Annotated in this window: 2 protein-coding genes and 1 tRNA gene; all 3 read left to right on the top strand. The window is 39.2% G+C overall.

All coding sequences use genetic code 11. The annotated features are described in order from the left end of the window. The first annotated feature begins 186 nt into the window (after nt 1-186). The 3 genes from H7844_15750 to H7844_15760 all read left to right on the top strand — a co-directional run bounded on the left by H7844_15750 (nt 187) and on the right by H7844_15760 (nt 2,442). On the top strand, nt 187-519 hold the full coding sequence (locus tag H7844_15750) for a hypothetical protein (protein ID MEO5358734.1): 333 nt from the start codon (nt 187-189) through the stop codon (nt 517-519). A 104-nt stretch (nt 520-623) separates the two neighbouring features. After that, nucleotides 624-2,237 (top strand): GGDEF domain-containing protein, encoded by a 1,614-nt coding sequence (locus H7844_15755; GenBank protein ID MEO5358735.1) that lies wholly within the window; start codon nt 624-626, stop codon nt 2,235-2,237. 132 nt (nt 2,238-2,369) lie between these two features. Continuing rightward, nucleotides 2,370-2,442, top strand: a tRNA-Ala gene (locus H7844_15760). The last annotated feature ends 135 nt before the right edge of the window (nt 2,443-2,577 follow it).

The following is a 2,577-nucleotide window of genomic DNA, read 5'->3' on the forward strand; positions in this document are numbered from 1 at the left end:
TTTTTGGAGAAAATTTAGAAAAGAAAAAAAAGAAGGCTTGACATTTCAACATAGCAGCAGTTAACTACAAAGGCAATAAAAAATAAATAAAATTGCCCCTTGACAAAAAATAAATAGGTTCGTGTTATAATTAATCAGGTGGACAGTGCAGAAGATTTGTATTAAAAATAAAAGAGGATAACTCAGATGGGGGTTAAGATGAAAGTCGGCTATAATCCTGTAAGTACAGGGACACAGGACGTTGCAAGTCCAAAAAAGCGGGTTGTTAACAATGGTAACACTAATGAAGATTCCTCACAGACCGCTAGATCCACAACTGATGCTTACACTTTGGATATTAAAAGTTCAGCTGCAACATCCTCATCAAGCATTAGGAATGAATCGCAGGCAAGCCAGTATGCAAACGATTTAAAAGGAGCAATGCTGAAAAATCCGTCCCTTTCTTATAATTCCATGTCTTTTGATAATACCAGAGTTTCGGCCCTGTTAGGTTCAATAGCATCTGAACAGATTGTGTAAGCATTTCTGTTTGGAATATTTGCTTTTAGACAAAAAGCATACATTCTTTGTGTGCCGTCACTTTAGCTGAATTCTGAGTGAGTACCCACTGAATAAAATATAAATTGGAATACCGGAACGATATAAGTTTAGCGTGGATTTATAAGTTAAAGAAACGCATTGTTCTTGGCTTGGTGTTTCTGCTTTTAGTTATTTTCACGATTGGTGTCACGATAGTTTTTTCTATGCTTAATAACGCATTTCTTAAGGAAACACAGAGTAAATCCGCAGAGCTAAGCGATGTTATTGAGCCGCTTCTTGAGCACTATATGCTTGAGCGTTCAAATGAGCTACAGAGCTCTTTAGAGGAGTTGTCAAAGTTTAAAAAATCCATCAATTCTGTCATGGTTATTGATACAACCGGTAAGGTAGCTTTTTCATCAAACAAAATGGATGTGGGGAAAGTATTCAACAAAAAAACCGACCCTTCCTGCTTAGCGTGCCACGGAAATCCGGTGCTGCCAAAAAATGCTGATTCATCCGTAGTTGTCTCTCCCTCGGGTGAGGATATACTCAGACGTGTAACAGTTATTTACAATAAAAGTAAATGTTATGGCTGTCACAGCCCCCAAAAGCAAATAAACGGGAAACTCATCATAGACCGCTCTCTTTCGCAAAGTGAGAGGTTTATTAATTACGTGAAAATCATAGTCTTTGGGTCGGCTATTCTTGCCATGCTCCTTCTTGTTCCCTTTCTATCCATTATGATAAATAAGTATATTGACGAAATAGTAAACCAAAAAACAGAAATAGGTATGCTTTACTCCATGGTTGACACCTTAAGCAAAACCATAAATATTGAGGAGTTAAAGTACCTTGTATCCATGATATTCAGGGATTTTTTCAAAGCGGATGAGGTTGACATAGTTTTACCAAAGGGATACAACGGCTTCAGAGTGTTTACTCGTGATGCCGTTAAAAATGAAATCGTACGCAGAAAGGTAGAGGTAAATACAACGCTTTACAACGTAATCAGTCTGTGGATGGATGGACAACTGCCGCCTACACATGTGGATGACAACAACAGAAATGTCTATCTGAATATAACCCTTGGCACTAACAGGCTTGCTCTGATTGTAATAAGAAAATTTATTGGATACTTTTCATTTCAAAAGCGGGATTTTCTAAACGCATTGACAACCCACATTGCGATAGCGTTTGAAAATGCCAGACTTTACTCCATTGCCATAACTGATGAACTTACAGGGCTTTACACTCAAAGATACTTCCGGCATGTGTTGGAAAAAGAATATTCTTACCTGAAAAAGACCTCCGGAGGGACATTCTCGTTGTTGATTCTTGACCTCGATGATTTTAAGAAGGTAAATGACACATATGGCCACCTAACTGGGGACAGGGTGTTGGAAGAGACGGCTTTAACCCTGAGGGAAACCATAAGGGAAAACGACCTTGCCTTTAGATATGGAGGTGAGGAGTTTGCAGTGGTTTTACATAAAACAACAAATGGTACTGCTGAAACACTTGCTGAGAGAATCAGAGCGGCAATTGCTGACATGGATATCCTCCACGACTCCGGCTCTCTTAAAATTACCGTAAGCATCGGTATTGCAAATTATCCGCAAAATGCCTCAACTATCAGACAGTTAATTGCCAAAGCAGACAAGGCCTTGTATAATGCAAAAAGATCGGGGAAGAATAAGGTTATTGTAGCAGCATAACCGCCGCTCGTTACAAAGAAATAAAACAGCACAAGTCACGGCACATACTTGTTTTATTTAGAAATATTTAGCTTGACAAGATATTTGCAAAACGGTTATTCTGTCAGAGCATACGGATTTAGCGCCTTAAGTGGGGCTGTAGCTCAGTTGGGAGAGCGCTTGAATGGCATTCAAGAGGTCGTCGGTTCGATCCCGATCAGCTCCATTTACCCATATGCCTAACCCCTTATACATAAACAATAGAAAATTGCCTTTGTAGTTAACTCCGTTAACAAAGAACTGGATTCCGGCTTTCGCTCGGAATGACAGAAAAAAGAAAATCCTCCTTTTGTCATTCCCG

It is taken from the genome of Nitrospirae bacterium YQR-1, from assembly GCA_039908095.1.
Classification (GTDB): domain Bacteria; phylum Nitrospirota; class Thermodesulfovibrionia; order Thermodesulfovibrionales; family Magnetobacteriaceae; genus Magnetomonas.

Bases quoted from the DNA above. Each gene is read 5' to 3' on its own strand.
- H7844_15750 (MEO5358734.1), top strand. From the start codon at position 187: ATGGGGGTTAAGATGAAAGTCGGCTATAATCCTGTAAGTACAGGGACA.